The 12,959-nt window shown below is 66.7% G+C and carries 10 protein-coding genes; 7 read left to right on the top strand and 3 right to left on the bottom strand.

Annotation, left to right across the window (positions count from 1 at the left end):
* Nucleotides 1–17 precede the first annotated feature (17 nt).
* The gene (locus HG262_RS11455; RefSeq protein WP_169271134.1) at nt 18–1,991 is read right to left on the bottom strand and encodes a 7TM diverse intracellular signaling domain-containing protein; all 1,974 of its coding nucleotides are present in this window, start codon (nt 1,989–1,991) and stop codon (nt 18–20) included.
* The gene (locus HG262_RS11450; protein ID WP_169271133.1) at nt 1,901–2,584 is read right to left on the bottom strand and encodes a response regulator transcription factor; all 684 of its coding nucleotides are present in this window, start codon (nt 2,582–2,584) and stop codon (nt 1,901–1,903) included. The genes HG262_RS11455 and HG262_RS11450 overlap by 91 nt, the downstream gene beginning before the upstream one ends.
* A 217-nt stretch (nt 2,585–2,801) precedes the next feature.
* On the opposite strand from HG262_RS11450, the gene HG262_RS11445 reads away from it, so the two are divergent.
* From HG262_RS11445 to HG262_RS11425, 5 genes are all read left to right on the top strand, one after another.
* Nucleotides 2,802–4,661, top strand: coding sequence for a methyl-accepting chemotaxis protein (locus tag HG262_RS11445; RefSeq protein WP_169271132.1), 1,860 nt, complete (start codon nt 2,802–2,804; stop codon nt 4,659–4,661).
* 106 nt (nt 4,662–4,767) lie between these two features.
* Nucleotides 4,768–5,577, top strand: coding sequence for an alpha/beta hydrolase (locus HG262_RS11440; protein ID WP_169271131.1), 810 nt, complete (start codon nt 4,768–4,770; stop codon nt 5,575–5,577).
* Between the two features lie 108 nt (nt 5,578–5,685).
* Nucleotides 5,686–7,224, top strand: coding sequence for a hypothetical protein (locus HG262_RS11435; RefSeq protein ID WP_169271130.1), 1,539 nt, complete (start codon nt 5,686–5,688; stop codon nt 7,222–7,224).
* Between the two features lie 37 nt (nt 7,225–7,261).
* Nucleotides 7,262–9,781 carry an excinuclease ABC subunit UvrA gene (gene uvrA / locus HG262_RS11430; protein WP_169271129.1) on the top strand — a complete coding sequence of 840 codons (2,520 nt, stop codon included), beginning with the start codon at nt 7,262–7,264 and terminating at the stop codon, nt 9,779–9,781.
* Between the two features lie 8 nt (nt 9,782–9,789).
* Nucleotides 9,790–10,239, top strand: coding sequence for a GNAT family N-acetyltransferase (locus tag HG262_RS11425; protein WP_169271128.1), 450 nt, complete (start codon nt 9,790–9,792; stop codon nt 10,237–10,239).
* A 49-nt stretch (nt 10,240–10,288) separates the two neighbouring features.
* Here the strand turns inward: HG262_RS11425 and HG262_RS11420 are convergent, their stop codons facing one another.
* Nucleotides 10,289–11,065 (bottom strand): hypothetical protein, encoded by a 777-nt coding sequence (locus tag HG262_RS11420; protein WP_169271127.1) that lies wholly within the window; start codon nt 11,063–11,065, stop codon nt 10,289–10,291.
* Nucleotides 11,066–11,208: 143 nt separating this feature from the next.
* Between HG262_RS11420 and HG262_RS11415 the strand changes: the two genes are divergently transcribed.
* Both HG262_RS11415 and HG262_RS11410 read left to right on the top strand, forming a co-directional pair.
* Nucleotides 11,209–12,258 carry an NADP(H)-dependent aldo-keto reductase gene (locus HG262_RS11415; RefSeq protein WP_169271126.1) on the top strand — a complete coding sequence of 350 codons (1,050 nt, stop codon included), beginning with the start codon at nt 11,209–11,211 and terminating at the stop codon, nt 12,256–12,258.
* Nucleotides 12,259–12,301: 43 nt separating this feature from the next.
* Nucleotides 12,302–12,910 carry a hypothetical protein gene (locus tag HG262_RS11410; RefSeq protein WP_169271125.1) on the top strand — a complete coding sequence of 203 codons (609 nt, stop codon included), beginning with the start codon at nt 12,302–12,304 and terminating at the stop codon, nt 12,908–12,910.
* Nucleotides 12,911–12,959: the final 49 nt, after the last annotated feature.

Raw genomic sequence — 12,959 nt, 5'->3', positions numbered from 1 at the left:
CGGAACGTGGACGGATTTTAGACCGATTGCGCTGCGGCAGGGCGCAATTGCAGCACAGCGGTCAACACGGTCTTGCCCGGCGCGGACGAGATGTCGAGCGTCCCTTGCACGCGGGCGATGCGGGCGTGCATGCTGCGCATGCCGACGCTGACGCCGGCATGCCGCACCGCCGCTACGTCGAAGCCAGCGCCGTCGTCTTCGATCCGCAGGCGCAGCAGGTTCGGTTCCGGCTGTTGCAGTTGCAGCTGCACGCGGCGCGCGCGGCTGTGCTTGACCACATTGGTCAGGGCTTCCTCCACCAGCCGGGTCAGCGCCAGGCATTGCAGGGGGGAGGGCGGCGTGGTCCATTGTGGCGGAAACTGCCAGCTGGAATCCAGGTCCAGTTCGTCGAACAACTGCACGAAGCGGTGCCGTAGCGGGGCGGCCCATTCCGGAGGGGTCGCAGGGACCTTTACGCCGGCGCTGGAGCCGCTGTCGATCGTTTGGCGCAGGTCGTCACGCAGCAGTTTCAGCATGGACAGAAATTGCTGGCCCTGCAGCGGCGCCTTGGCTTGTTCCACCATGGCCATCATGCGGACCAGCGATCCGCCCAGCCCGTCATGCAGGTCATGCGCGATTTGCAACCGTTCCTGCAGGCGGGTGTTGCTCATGGCCAGCGCGTGCTCGCGCTCCAGGGTGTCGGCCAGTTCAGTGCGCGCCTGCGCGATGCCGTCCGCCAGTTCGTGGTTGAAGCGTTCGATGCGCCGCACGTTGCGCGCATGACGCATGCCCAGGATGGCGGACATGCAGAGGGTGACGACGATGCTGGAAACCGAGGTGTAGGTCGGCCCGGGGCTGATCAGTTTCATCATCAGCAGCAAGTCGTGAATGATGACGGCGAAGATGATCAGCAGGCAGGCCGCCAGTATGCGGTGTTCCGGTCGCCGCGTGCGCCATGCATGCCAGGAGAACTGCAGGCAGTTGCCCAGGAAAATGGCGGCGCTTCCCAACACGCCCGCGGTCAACGCTTGAGGCAGCGCGGTATCTGGCGTGAACGCCAACATGGCCAGCATCGCGGCCGAGGCGACCCACAGCGCGCGTTCGGCGCGAGGCAGCGATTGTTCGCCGAAGCGCCAGATGAAGAGGCAGAAGCAGGCCGCATACAGCACCAGGGCCATGGCGTTGGCGCGGGCCGCCGCCAGGGTGCTGGCGAACGGCCAGGGGTCCGTCGCCAGCACGTTGGCGACGAACAGCACCCAGAACAGCGCCATCAGCGCGTACCAGCCATAGGTAGTCTGTTCGCGGCGGACGATCCAGATGCAGAAGAACAGCGCGCCCAGAACGCCGGAGACGATCAGGTTCAGCACGTACAGGGTGCGGTTCGTCCACCACAGGTCTTCCTGCAGGGCCTGCATGGCCCGCGATCCGCCCAGGTGGACCGGGCCCAAGCCCGGCGTCTGTTGCCAAAGGCCGACCACGCGCACCCACAGCGTGTTCACGCCGTCGTGCAGCAAGGCTTCGGGCAGGCGCCAGTAGCGCGGCATGTTCCAGCTGCGCGATAGCGGCTCCGTCAGGTGCGGATCGCGCCAGATCAGTTCATCGTTGATGAAGATCTCGCCGGCCATGACCACGGATTCGAGCGTCAGGCCGACCGGTCCGGCGGGCGCGCCGGGGCATTGGCGCTGCCAGTCGATGCGGTACCAGACCGTGCCGCTGTAGTCCGGCCACCGCTTCGTCCAGTCGTCGGGCAGCGTGACCGGCAGCCAGGGCGCGGCGTCAGGCCGGCTGCCGTCGGCCGCGCCCTGGGCGGCGGCGATGGACAGTACCTGGACCGTGCAGGCCGCAGGCGAGGCGGGCGCGGCTCCGGCAAGGGCCGGGGCCAGAAGGGCGCACAGTGCCAGCCAGCACGCGGACAGCCATCTCAGTCCAGCAAGCCCCGCGCGCGCGCGGCATGCACCGCCCGCGTGCGCGAGGAGACTGCCAGTTTGCGGTAGATGTGCTTGATGTGGCATTCGACGGTGTAGCGCGACAGGAACAGCTGTTCGGCGATTTCGCGGTTGGCAAGCCCTTCGGCCACCAGGCGAAGGATCTGGCTTTCGCGGGGGCTAAGTATCTCACCGCTTGCCAAGCCGGGGGGTTCCGTGGGCCGAGGGCGCAGTTCTTCGATGATGCGGCGGGCGACAAACGGGTCGATCGGGGCGCCGCCCCGCAACACGCTGCGCAAGGACAGCGCGACCTCGATGTCGTCCCGTTCTTTCAGCACATAGCCCGTGGCGCCGGCCCGCAGCGCGGCCAGGATCGCGTCTTCCGTGCACCAGGCCGAAATGACCAGGATGGCCAGGCCGGGGTCGGCCGCGTGCATCTCGGCGATCAGGTCGATGCCGCTGCCGTCCGGCAGGCCCAGGTCCACCAGCGCCAGCGCGACCGGCTGGTTGGCCAGGCAGGCCCGCGCCTCGGCCAGCGACCCGGCGTAGACCAGGGCGTCGGGCTGATACCCAAGTTGCAGCAGCAGTCCTTCCAGCCGGCGGCAGACCAGGGGTTCGTCTTCCACCAGCAGCACCGGCGCCGGCAGGGTGAGTTCGGGGGCTTGCAGGGTGTCGGACATAAGGGGGAGGGCAGGAAAGGCAGGATCGCCCGATTCTAATTGTGAGGAGGGCGTGGGCACGGTGGCTATCCCTGGAAACAGGTAATTGCCGAAAACTCAAGGGTTTACCCTAAAGTCCCGGCCCGGCATGCCGTAAGTCCATCGTGGCTACCGGTTTTCACCGGCAGGCCGCGGACCCGTGTCCTCCGATATGGGCAGTGGCTGAAATAAGGCAAGCATGAAAATTACCTCGTTGCGCAACCGGATCCTGTTGATTACTTGCTTTACCGTTGTCGGTGCCCTGGTCCTGTCCGGGATCACGACCTACCAGATCGTCCGCAGCAACATGATGGCGACGATCTCCGGCAATCTGGACGCCATTGCCGCCGGCAATGCCAGCGCCATTGAACGCTGGTCCGAGGACAAGGCCCAGGCCGTTGTCGCCACCGCCGCGGTGGTGGAAAAGGGCGACCCGCGCGGCCTCACCAAATTGATGGGCGAAACCAACGGTTTTCCCATTTCCACCATCGGCTGGTCCGACAAGACCTTTTTCTCGACCACGCAGGTGGCGGCCGACTACGACCCGACTGCGCGCCCCTGGTACAAGAGCGCAGTGGCAGCGGGCAAGCTGACGGTCACCAAGCCGTATGGCGATTCGGGCACGGGCAAACTCTATGTGGCGTTCACCACGCCGATGATCCGCGGCGGCCAGACCACGGGCGTGCTGAGCGGCGCCGTCCCGTTGGACGGCATCCAGAACATCATCCGCGCCATCCGCCCCACGCCGTCCAGCCTGGCCTTCGTGGTGGCGACCGACGGGCAGGTCATTGCGCACGTGAACGACAAGCTGGCGCTTAAACCCTCCACCGACGTGGCGCCGGAATTGACCGCTGCCGCGCTGTCTGCCATGTTGCGAGACGGCGCCGAGCCCCTGACGGTCAATCTGGACGGCGTGCCGAAGTTGCTGAAGGTCCGTCGCATCCCGGGCACGGATTGGTCGCTGGTCATCGCGCTGGACAGCGCCGAGGCCACCGCCGGCTTGACGCAGGTGCTGAACGCCACGCTGATCTCGCTGGTGGTGCTGACGCTGGTGGCTGTCGCGATCGCCAGCGTGGTGACGTCCCGCGCGTTCAAGCGCCTGTCGGCCGTGCGCGACGCGATGGACACCATCGGGTCCGGCGACGGCGACATGACGCACCGCCTGGACGTCGTGGGCCACGACGAGGTGGCGCAGATCTCCTCGTCGTTCAACGCGTTTGTCGACAAAATCAGCACTGTGATGCTGGACGTGCGTACGGGCGTGCATTCGATGTCCGCCGCCACCAGCGAAATCGACATGGGTAACCGCGACCTGTCGCAGCGCACCGAGACCTCGGCGGGCTCCTTGCAGGAAACCTCGTCGGCGCTGACGCAGCTGACCTCCAGCGTCCGCCAGACGGAAGAGGCCGCGCAGCACGCCACGCGTCTCGCCACGGAAGCCAGCTCGGCCGCGGAACGCGGCGGCCAGGTCGTCACGGACGCGGTGACGACGATGAGCGCGATTTCGCAATCGTCGCAGCGCATCACCGAAATCATCAGCGTGATCGACGGCATCGCCTTCCAGACCAACATCCTGGCGCTGAACGCGGCTGTCGAAGCGGCGCGCGCCGGCGAGCAAGGCCGCGGCTTCGCCGTGGTGGCGGGCGAAGTCCGTACCCTGGCGCAACGCAGCGCGGCGTCGGCGCAAGAGATCCGCACCCTCATCCAGGCGTCGGTCGAGAACGTCAAGAGCGGCACCGAACGCGTGCAGGCCGCCGGCTCCACGATGGGCGAGATCGTCGAAGGCATTTCGCGCGTGCAGCGGCTGGTGACCGAGATCCACGGCGCGATGACAGAGCAAAGCGTCGGCATCAGCCAGATCGACCGCAGCGTGGCAGACATGGATCAGGCGACGCAGCAGAATGCCGCCCTGGTGGAAGAGTCGGCCGCCGCATCCGCCATGCTCAGCGACCAGGCGCGGGTGCTGGCCGACACGGTGGCGCGCTTCAAGCTGCGCGACCAAAGCCATGATTCGGCGTCCCGAATGCTGGCCCTGCCGCAGGCCTCGCCGGCCTATTGAGCCAGCCACGGGTCCCGTCGCCGCCTGCAGGACAAGCGGGCGGCAGTTGCCTGTCAGCCCGGTTGGACGCAGAATCAGCACAGCCCGAGGACTGAACAGAGGATGAATGATGGTTGACCGCGTCGCGCCCGTTCCAGCAAGTTGCCTGATCCCGACCACGCTGGGACGGATCCACGCCCGGGTGTGGCCGGGCGGGGCCGCCGGAGCGGGCGGCGCGCCGGTCATCCTGCTGCACGACTCGCTGGGATGCGTGGACCTGTGGCGCGACTTTCCTGCCAAACTGGCCCAGGCCACGGGTCGCGCCGTGATCGCCTACGACCGGCTGGGTTTTGGCCAGTCCGACCCGCACCCCGGCTGTCTTCTGCCGGACTTCGTTGCCGACGAAGCGCGAGGTGCCTTCGCCGCGCTGGTGGACCATTTCAAGCTGGCCCGTTTCGTCGTCTTCGGCCATAGCGTCGGGGGGGGAATGGCGGTATCGGCCGCTGCGGCGTTTCCGCAGCGCTGCGTCGGCGTCATGACCGAATCCGCCCAGGCGTTCGTGGAAGACCGCACCCTGGAAGGCATCCGCGTGGCGGGAGAGCAATTCAAGGACCCGGCCCAGTTGGACCGCCTGAAGCGCTATCACGGCGAGAAGGCGCAATGGGTGCTGGACGCCTGGGTCAAGACCTGGCAATCGGCCGAATTCGCCGATTGGAATCTGGACGCGGTCTTGCCCCGCGTGACGGTGCCGCTCCTGGCCATCCACGGCGAAAACGACGAGTACGGATCCATGCGCCATCCCGAAAAGCTGGTCGCCCTGGCGGGCGGACCGTCGTCGATGCTGCCGATGCCCGGCTGCGGCCATGTGCCCCACCGCGAGCGCGAGGAGACCGTGCTGGACGCGGTACGCGGATTCCTGGGCCAGCCGGGCATCTGACGCCCAGCGGCGCCGGCTTAATTTTCCGGAGATCCTGCCGTTAGGATAAGGAGAAATCCGGATAAACCTGGGCAGGCCTTGCCCACGCGCTGGGATCACACCGCCACAATGACTGCCATCAGTTCGTCAGGCGCGCTGCAGAGCGCCATCCCGTTTCCCACCGCCCATGCCGCCGTGCGTACGCCCGACGCCGCGCTGGCGGCCGCCGCGTCCGCCTCGACCCGGGTTGCGCTGGGCCAGCCGGCGTCGGCCACCAATGCCACCGTGTATACGCAGGCGGGCGCGTTCACCGATCCCCTGTCGGCGCTGATGTCCCGCAACATGCGTGCGGCCAACCCGTTCCAGGACGTGGGCGCGGCGCTGCTGGGCCGCTTCCGGACCGAAGGCGGCAACGCTGTCCAATCGCTGCGGGCGCCCGGCGCGCCGGCGCAGACGTCCTCGGACAGCGCGCTGCAATCGCGGCTGCGCCTGCAGGGCGACAACACCGTGTCGTTAAGCATCGCCACCACCAGCGGCGCCAAGGTCGAGATTTCCCTGGCTCGCGGCCAGGAAGGCATGGCGGTGCAGATCGACGTGACCGAGGGCACGCTGACCGAGGACGAGCGCAATGCGATCGCGGCCTTGTCTGGCGCCTTCGAGGATGCGCTGGACGGGCTGGCCCAGGTGCCGCCGCGGCTGAATGTCGCCGGCTTGGCGGATGTGGACCCGTCCATCCTGTCGTCGGTGAACCTGCGCGCCGTGACGCGGGCTAATGGCGTGGCGGTGCAGACCATCGAATTCCAGGCCGACAGCGGGCAGCGGTCGATCAAGTACTCGGGCCCCGCCGGCGAGGTCAGCGTCAATGCCGACCTGAGCAAACCGGCAACCTTCGGCACGGCCGAGCAGCAGGCGGCGGCGATCGACAAGGCCATGCTGCAGTTCGACAGCGCGCGACGCCGCGGCGACGGCGATGAAGCGCTGATGGCCATGTTCAAGAACGCCTTCTCCGCGGTGCACAGCAGTTATGGCGCCGTGCAAACCGAACGGTCGCAGCCGGCCGGCACGGTCGTCCGCGTGCCGGCGTCCGAGTCCCATCGCGCCCTGCTGTCTGGCCTGGCGGACTATTCCGCGTCGATCACGCAGGAATCGAAGCGCGTCAACCCGCGGCGTCCGGAGGAAATCGACGGCTTCTCGTTGCGCGTGTCGCAGAGCAGCAAGGTCACGGGCCGGGCCGGCTCCAACCTGGCCATGACGCAGGAGCAGCGGTCCGCGCTTGACGCCAGCTTCCATCAGCCGCTGTCGGCGCACGAGTCCCTGATGCTGACGTCGGACAAGTCGTCGCAGAATTATCTCTACTACCAGGTCAAGGATTCCACCCATAGCCGGACCGACCTGGCGTATGAGCGCGGCGGGTTGGCGTCGGCGTCGGTGACGCAGTCGCGCAACCTGTCCATGCAGGTGTCCAAGTTCGTGGGCGGGGAGCGGGTCGAGTACACCGTCATCCCCACCGTCGATACCGTCAAGCACGACCTGCTGCCAATGCTGCGCGCCGCGCAGCTGGACGTTCAGGAGGCCGATAGCCGGCAGCCTCGCGATCAGGCCGAGGCGATCCTGCGCCGCAGGTATCACGATCTGGCGCGGTCGGTGGCGGCGTTGCAGCAGGGGTGAATCGCCGCGGTTCGCGGCGTCCATTACTATTCCTGGCATGAGCCAGCGAAAGAACTCCGCCAAGCCGCGCGCCGACGCCTGCATCCGCGTCCGCGGCGCGCGCGAGCACAATCTGAAGAACGTGGATGTGGATATCCCGCGGGATGCGCTGGTGGTGTTTTCCGGCGTGTCGGGCTCGGGAAAGTCGTCGCTGGCCTTCGGCACCCTGTACGCCGAAGCGCAACGGCGATACCTGGAATCGCTTTCGCCCTATGCCCGGCGCCTGATCGACCAGGTCGGCGTGCCCGACGTGGACGCCATTGACGGCCTGCCGCCGGCGGTCGCGCTGCAACAGCAGCGCGGCACCCCCAACGTGCGTTCCACGGTCGGTAGCGTCACCACCTTGTCCAGCATGTTGCGCATGCTGTATTCGCGGGCCGGCACCTACCCCGCGCGTCAGCCGATGCTGTATGCCGAAGACTTTTCGCCCAACACGCCGCAGGGCGCCTGCCCGAATTGCCACGGCCTGGGCTACGTCTACGACGTGACCGAGCAATCCATGGTGCCCGACCCGTCGCTGACCATACGGGAACGCGCCATCGCATCCTGGCCTCCCGCCTGGCATGGGCAGAACCTGCGCGACATCCTGGTCACGCTGGGCTACGACGTGGATAAACCCTGGCGCGACCTGCCCAAGAAAGAGCGCGACTGGATCCTGTACACCGACGAGCAGCCGACAGCGCCGGTCTACGCGGGCTTCACGCCGGCCGAAACCCGCGCCGCGTTGCGCCGCAAGCAAGAACCCAGCTACATGGGCACCTACACGGGCGCGCGGCGCTACGTGATGCATACGTTCGCCACCACCCAAAGTGCCATGATGAAAAAGCGCGTGGCGCGCTTCATGACCGGGGCGCCATGCCCGGTGTGCGACGGCCGGCGGCTCAAGCGCGAAGCGCTGTCGGTCACGTTCGCGGGGCTGGACATCGGCACGCTGTCGCGATTGCCGCTTGCCCGCATCGCACAGATACTGGCCCCCGCCGCCAGCGGCCACGCCGACGGGGCGGCGGCCGACGGCGCACGCCACGTCGCGGCCCAGCGCATCGCCCACGATCTGATCGAGCGCATCGGAACCTTGCAGGCGCTGGGCCTGGGCTATCTGGCGATGGACCGGTCCACGCCTACCCTGTCGCCCGGCGAATTGCAGCGGCTGCGGCTGGCGACCCAGATCCGGTCCAACCTGTTCGGCGTCGTCTATGTGCTGGACGAACCATCCGCCGGCCTGCACCCGGCGGACGGGCAGGCGCTGCACCGCGCGCTGGACCAGTTGAAGGCAGCCGGCAACACGCTGTTTGTCGTGGAGCACGACCTGGACACGCTGCGGCGTGCCGACTGGTTGGTGGATGTCGGGCCCGGCGCGGGCCAGCATGGCGGACAGGTGTTGTACAGCGGCCCGCCGGAGGGGCTGCGAAAAGTGCGCGCATCGCTTACCGCGCGGTATCTGTTCGACCGCGCGGCCGCGCCTGGCCGGCCAGCCCGGAAACCATCGGGGTGGTTATCGTTGCGGGATATCCACCGCAATAACCTGCATGGCCTGAGTGCCCGTTTTCCCTTGGGCGCGTTCACGGCGGTGACCGGGGTGTCAGGGTCGGGGAAATCCAGCCTGGTCAGCCAGGCGCTGGTGGAATTGATCGGCGAGCATCTGGGCCACGAGCCTGCGGTTGAAGAACCCGAAGGCGATCTGCCGCCGCCCGGCGGCCTGCCGCGCACGACGGGCCGCATCGACGCCGGCGCCGACGCCATCAAGCGGCTGGTCAACGTGGACCAGAAACCCATCGGCCGCACGCCCCGCTCCAATCTGGCGACCTACACGGGCCTGTTCGACCACGTCCGCAAGCTGTTCGCCGGCACCCGCGTGGCCAAGTCGCGCCGCTACGGCGCCGGCCGTTTTTCGTTCAATGTCGCCCAGGGGCGATGCGAAACCTGCGAGGGCGAGGGCTTTGTCAGTATCGAGTTGCTGTTCATGCCCAGCGTCTATGCGCCTTGTCCGGCCTGCCATGGCAGCCGGTACAACGCCAAGACGCTGGAGATCGAATGGAACGGCCGCAACATCGCGCAAGTTCTGGCGATGACGGTCGACGAGGCCCGGGACTTTTTCCAGGATGAACCGGTAGTGCAACGCCCCTTGGCACTGCTGCACGAGATCGGCCTGGGCTACCTGCGGCTGGGCCAACCCGCCACGGAACTGTCCGGCGGCGAAGCGCAGCGGATCAAGCTGGCCACCGAATTGCAGCGCAGCCAGCGCGGCAACACGCTCTACGTGCTGGACGAGCCCACCACCGGCCTGCATGCGGCGGATGTGGACAAGCTGATGGCCCAGTTGCATGGCCTGGTGGACGCCGGCAACACCGTCGTCGTCGTCGAGCACGACCTGCGCGTGGTCGCGGGCAGCGATTGGATGATCGACGTCGGCCCGGGCGCGGGCGAAGAGGGCGGCCGCATCGTCGCCGAAGGCACGCCGCAGGCGGTCAGCGCGGCGGGCGTCGGAGTGACGGCGCCATTTCTCCAAAAACTTTTTTAAGAATCCCGATGAGCCTTACCTATCGTTCTGCCCTTCCTGAAGACGCCGCTGCCTGCATCGTGTTGCGCGGCCTGACCCGAGAAAATGCCGTGACCGAAGCGGAACTGGCCGACGCCGGGATCACGCAAGAAACCTGGGGCGCGGGAATCGAATCCGGCTTGTATCCGGGCGTGGTCGCGGTCGACGACGGCAAGCTGGCTGGTTACTGCTTCGGACACCGCGACACGGGAGAAATCGTCGTGCTTGCGCTATTGCCGGAGTACGAAGGCCAGGGCGTGGGCAAGTCGGTGCTGCACATGACGGCCGATCTCTTGCGCCAGCGCGGCTTTGCGCGCTTATACCTGGGCTGCGCCACCGATCCGGCGGTGCGGTCTTACGGGTTCTATCGCCATCTGGGATGGCGGTCGACGGGCACGATCGACGCGGCGGGCGACGAATTGCTGGAGTACCTGTTTTAAACCGCGTGCGTCGAGCCGCGTCCCTGCACGGAAAGGCTGTGCCGTCGCGCTACAGCTCTTGTTCCAGCGTCCTTTGCATCCGCTCCATGCTTTCCTGGTTGACCTGGATCACGCCGGTGCCCGGCTGATCGATGTCGACGATGAACGTCAGCACCAGCGAGATCAGCGCCGCAAAGAGGCCGGTCGACGTCAGCCGCCTGCGCCCGTGCAGGCCGGTGCCGTAGGCGATATAGGCCACGGCGCCCGCGCTGACGATGAACAGCAGGTAGAACACCGGCTCGGGGACGTGGTTCTCCAGCGCCACGCGGCGCTTCTCGTTGACTTGCGCCATTTCGTTGATGGCCTGGATGAACATGATCGTCGAGATTGCCGGCGGGTTGTCGGCGGTGTCGGCGGCCAAGGTGCGGATCTGGCGTTCGATGCGGCGCGACGTGGCGCTGGCGGCGTCGAAGCGGGGAATGTCGTTTTCCGCGTCGTGCAGTTCCAGCCCCGCTTTCGTGTATTCCAGCAGCAAGCGCGGTACCTGCGCCCGCGCGGTCGGGGCGATCAACTGCGAACGCCAATACGCGTTGCCGATGGCGTTGGCCTCTTCCAGCACCAGGTTCTTGCGCGCTTCGAATCGCGTGACCGACATGGCGAAGGTAAAGCCCAGCAGCAAGGCCAGCAGGCCGAGCAGGGCGGTCTGCAGGGCGGTGATATGCGTGCGGTGGGACTCGTCGGCCGGCCTGCGCTGCCGGCGGCCCAGCCGGAAGCAGAGCTCGATGATGCCCAGGAAGACGATGACGCCGATGAAGAAAAGATAGGATTCGTCGAAATTCCTGAGCATGGCGCCTCCTTCGCGGACACGCCAGCGTATGCGGATTGGGGCGGGGAGGCAAGCTGCCGGATCTCCGGGGGCTTGTCAGCGAAACGCCAACATCTTGGAGTAAGGTGTCGATTCCCGACTAAGACCCCCGCACGGAGCAGAACTTGAAAACCCGCAAACTCGGCCGTACCGACCTGGATGTCAGCCTGATTGGATTGGGCACCATGACCTGGGGCGAACAGAACACCGAGGCCGAAGCGCATCAACAACTGGACTACGCGCGGTCGCGCGGCGTCAACCTGGTCGACGTGGCCGAGATGTATCCGGTACCGCCCAAGCCCGAAACCCAGGGCTTGACCGAAACCTATATCGGTACCTGGCTGGCGCGCACCAAGCGCCGCCAGGACATCGTGCTGGCCAGCAAGGTGGCCGGTCCGGTGCGCGACCCCAAACGCCCCGGCCACATCCGCGACGGCAAGACCTTCCTGGACCGCAAGAACCTGACGGCGGCGTTGGACGCCAGCCTGAAGCGGCTGCAGACGGATTACCTGGACCTGTATCAGTTGCACTGGCCCGACCGCACTACGGCCACGTTCGGCCAACTGAACTATCCCTGGGTGCAAGACGAACACACCGTGCCGATCGAGGAAACGTTGTCGGTCCTGCAGGACTTCGTCCGCGCCGGCAAGGTGCGCCACGTGGGCGTCTCCAACGAAACGCCTTGGGGCGTTGGCCAGTTCCTGCGCCACGCCGACAACCAGGCGCTGCCGCGCATCGTGTCGATCCAGAACGCGTACAGCCTCTTGAACCGCGTGTTCGAAATTGGCTTGTCCGAATTCACCCATCATGAAGGGGTGGGCTTGCTGGCGTATTCGCCGCTGGCGATGGGCATGCTTTGCGGCAAGTACCTGAATGGCGCGCGTCCCGAAGGCGCGCGCTTGACCCGCTATACGCGTTTCACCCGCTATAGCAACCCGCAGGCCGAAGCCGCTACCGCCGAGTACGTCGCGCTGGCGCGCGAGCACGGCATGTCGCCCACCCATCTGGCCCTGGCCTGGGTGAACCAGCGCCCGTTCGTCACCAGCAACCTGATCGGTGCCACGACGCTTGCCCAGCTGAAGGAGAATATCGACAGCGTTGATGTGACGTTGTCGCCGGAACTGCTGAAGGCGATCGACGCGATCCACACGCGGCATCCGAATCCGGCGCCCTGATCCGGCTCCCGCCGCGAGCCATCTCGCCACCTTGCCACGGTCCATGCGACGCATCCTGACGACCCTGCTGCTGTCCGCGCTTGTCCTCATGGCGGCAGGCTGCGCATCGACCAAGGTCTATACCGAAGACGTCTCCACGTTGATGGTGTCGTCGGACAGCAAGACCTTTGCGGTGTTGGGGCCGAGGTATCACTATCTGTTCGACATGCCGTCCGCGATGTCGCAGGCGATGGCGTCCGGCTTCCGGACGCGGCTGACTGCCGTGGTGCTGCGCGATTTTCACGTGGGAGCTGACGGCTTTACGTGGGGCTTCGTGCGCTTGCAACTGACGGGTGACGCCTCGCCGCGGGACCGGCAAGAGGCGTTGGCCATGCACTTCCAGACCACGAAGGAAGGGCTGGTCTATTACACCCATCACATCAAGGGCAAGCGCTACCTCGCCCGGCCGGGCACCCCCAGTGCCGCGCAGGCGGCCGGGGCGATATCGGCGTCGCTCGACCAGTCGTATCGCGTGACGGTGCAGGATTCGCAAGGCAGCGCCGACATGATGAAGCTGTTGTCGCCGGTCACATTCCTGGCCGGAACAGGGTTTGTGGTGGCGAACCCGGCGGTGGTGCTCTTCGCGCTGCCGGTCGCGGGACTGGAGCCTTAGGCGGGGCTTTCGTCCGACTTCCACTCGGAAGAGCCGTGCGCGCAAGCTT

Source organism: Achromobacter sp. Bel (genome assembly GCF_012928505.1).
In the GTDB taxonomy this organism is placed as follows: Bacteria; Pseudomonadota; Gammaproteobacteria; order Burkholderiales; family Burkholderiaceae_B; genus Achromobacter.
Note: the sequence above shows the minus strand (reverse complement) of the source record. Positions and strands in the feature narration are given on the sequence as shown.

What these genes read in the sequence shown, in the direction of transcription:
- HG262_RS11455 (WP_169271134.1), bottom strand. Translation starts at nt 1,991, where the DNA reads ATGCCACATCAAGCACATCTACCGCAAACTGGCAGTCTCCTCGCGCAC.
- uvrA (WP_169271129.1), top strand. Translation starts at nt 7,262, where the DNA reads ATGAGCCAGCGAAAGAACTCCGCCAAGCCGCGCGCCGACGCCTGCATC.
- HG262_RS11440 (WP_169271131.1), top strand. Translation starts at nt 4,768, where the DNA reads ATGATGGTTGACCGCGTCGCGCCCGTTCCAGCAAGTTGCCTGATCCCG.
- HG262_RS11435 (WP_169271130.1), top strand. Translation starts at nt 5,686, where the DNA reads ATGACTGCCATCAGTTCGTCAGGCGCGCTGCAGAGCGCCATCCCGTTT.
- HG262_RS11420 (WP_169271127.1), bottom strand. Translation starts at nt 11,065, where the DNA reads ATGCTCAGGAATTTCGACGAATCCTATCTTTTCTTCATCGGCGTCATC.
- HG262_RS11445 (WP_169271132.1), top strand. Translation starts at nt 2,802, where the DNA reads ATGAAAATTACCTCGTTGCGCAACCGGATCCTGTTGATTACTTGCTTT.
- HG262_RS11450 (WP_169271133.1), bottom strand. Translation starts at nt 2,584, where the DNA reads ATGTCCGACACCCTGCAAGCCCCCGAACTCACCCTGCCGGCGCCGGTG.
- HG262_RS11425 (WP_169271128.1), top strand. Translation starts at nt 9,790, where the DNA reads ATGAGCCTTACCTATCGTTCTGCCCTTCCTGAAGACGCCGCTGCCTGC.
- HG262_RS11410 (WP_169271125.1), top strand. Translation starts at nt 12,302, where the DNA reads ATGCGACGCATCCTGACGACCCTGCTGCTGTCCGCGCTTGTCCTCATG.